The organism is Rhodococcus chondri (assembly GCF_036327435.1).
GTDB lineage: Bacteria > Actinomycetota > Actinomycetes > Mycobacteriales > Mycobacteriaceae > Rhodococcus > Rhodococcus chondri.
In genome coordinates this window covers 1-1916 of sequence record NZ_JAUZMZ010000341.1, presented here as the reverse complement: position 1 = coordinate 1916, position 1916 = coordinate 1, and the positions used below count along the sequence as shown (strand labels likewise).

The following is a 1916-nucleotide window of genomic DNA, read 5'->3' as shown; positions in this document are numbered from 1 at the left end:
GCTGCCGACCTCTCGAGGTCGCGCTGCAGCGCAGCCGTGTCGTCGGGCGCGTGGAAGGACACCGCGGACGAGCCGCTGCGCAGTATTTCCATGACCAGGTCGCCGTCGCCGTCGCGCACCGCGACCGCGAGCCGCGCGATGTCGCCGCCGAAGCGCCGGCCGCGACTCAACCGCACCACCCCGCCACGCAGCCGGTCGCGTTCGCGGCGGCTGAACGCCGCTTCGTTCGGGTCGTCCGAGGCGTCGAGATCGCGCCCGGCCACGCCGTCGAACACCGGGTTCGTGTGCCCGGTGACCGGACGCGCCACCAGGTCGGCGAGAACCGCGCCGGCGTCGACGGACGCCAGCTGGTCGGGGTCACCGACGAGGACGAGCCGGGTGTCGGGGCGCACCGCCTCGAGCAGCCGGCACATCATCGTCAGCGACACCATCGAGGTCTCGTCGACGACGATCACGTCGTACGGCAGGTGGTTGCCGGCGTGATACCGGAATCGGGTGCGTCCCCGCTGCCAGCCGAGCATCCGGTGCAGCGTCATCGCGGTCAGACCAGGTGGCAGAGCGCCGTTCCCGTCTTGTTCCCGCACCGATTCCTGCAGGCGCGCAGCGGCTTTCCCCGTCGGCGCGGCCAGGCCGATGCGCAGCCCGGGGCCGTGCAGAAGGGTGAGCAGCGCCAGGATCCGCGCGACCGTGTGGGTCTTGCCGGTGCCGGGTCCACCCGCGATCACCGCGGTGCGGTGTGTCGCGGCCAGCGCCGCAGCGACCCGTTGCCGATCGGGTGCGGGGGCGATGCGGCCGGGCTCGTTCTGGTCGCGGAAGAGTTCGTCGAGCCCCTCGACGAGACGCTGTCCGTCGATGTCGGGGTACCGGTCGGCGCGTTCGGCCAGCACCCGGCGGATGGTTTGTTCCTGCCGGAAATAGCGGTCCAGGTACAGCAGTGGCCCCTCGGCGGTGTCGACCAGCCGCAGCGGACGCAGCCCACCGTTGCCGCCCCCGACGACGAGCGGACTGCGGCGCAGCGCCTCGAGGACGTGGTCGTCGTGCGGCCACGGCAGCGAAGCCGGGTCGACCACGGGATTCCCGTCTTCGTCCTCTTCGACGGTCACGTCGCGCAGGCGCGTCAGGTCGAGGCACACCGATCCGGCGCGCACCGCCCGCACCGCGAGCGCGGTCGCGAGGTGCACCTCGGTGCTCGGTTCGCCGCCGAGCGTGGCGAGCCGCAACGCGACGTGCACGTCGGCGGCGGCGAGCACGCCCGCCTCGTTGAAGACGCGCAGGGTGCCTTTGCCACGCTGGGCCACTCGGGCTTCGGTCACGGCTGGGTCCTTCCGGCGAGCAGATCGGACAGGTCGGTGACGAGTGTGGGCGGCGGGGTCCAGTCGAAGACCCCGCTGCCGACGGGACTGCCCGGCCCTGCCATGCCGCGAACGAACAGGTACTGCACCCCGCCGAGGTGGACGACCGGATCGTAATCCGGCATCCGCCACCGCAGATACCGGTGTAGCGCAACGGAATACAACAGTGCCTGCATCGGGTAGTGCGCGCGCAGCATTTCCGCGGCCATCGCCTCCCGCGTGTAGTGCGCCGTGGTCAGTTCGCCCTGGGCGAGGCGGTTGGTCTTGTAGTCGGCGACCACGAACCGGGGTCCGGGGATGCGCAGCACCGCGTCGATGCTGCCGGTGAGATAACCCCGCAACGGAATGGGTTCGAGGGTGCGGACGAGTTCGGCGTACGGCAACATCGGATCGTCCGCGTCCAGATGCCGTCGCAGCAACGTCGCGACCCCGTCGAGGGTGACGGTGACCGCGACGGGATCGTCGCCGCCCGCCAGCGGCAGCTCGAAGTCGAGTTCGGAGAGCCGGTCGGCGGTGAGAAGTCGGCCAGAGTGCATTCCAGTGGGCCCAGCGGGGTGCGCATCA

At 71.3% G+C, this 1916-nt stretch carries 1 protein-coding gene and 1 pseudogene; both read right to left on the bottom strand.

The window, feature by feature from the left end; translation table 11 throughout:
* Positions 1-1313: AAA family ATPase (locus tag Q8814_RS25945; protein ID WP_330154801.1), on the bottom strand; the 1313-nt coding region annotated here is incomplete at its 3' end.
* Positions 1310-1916 (bottom strand): annotated as a pseudogene (locus tag Q8814_RS25940) (UvrD-helicase domain-containing protein); the annotation flags it as partial. The pseudogene Q8814_RS25940 and the gene Q8814_RS25945, both read right to left, overlap by 4 nt.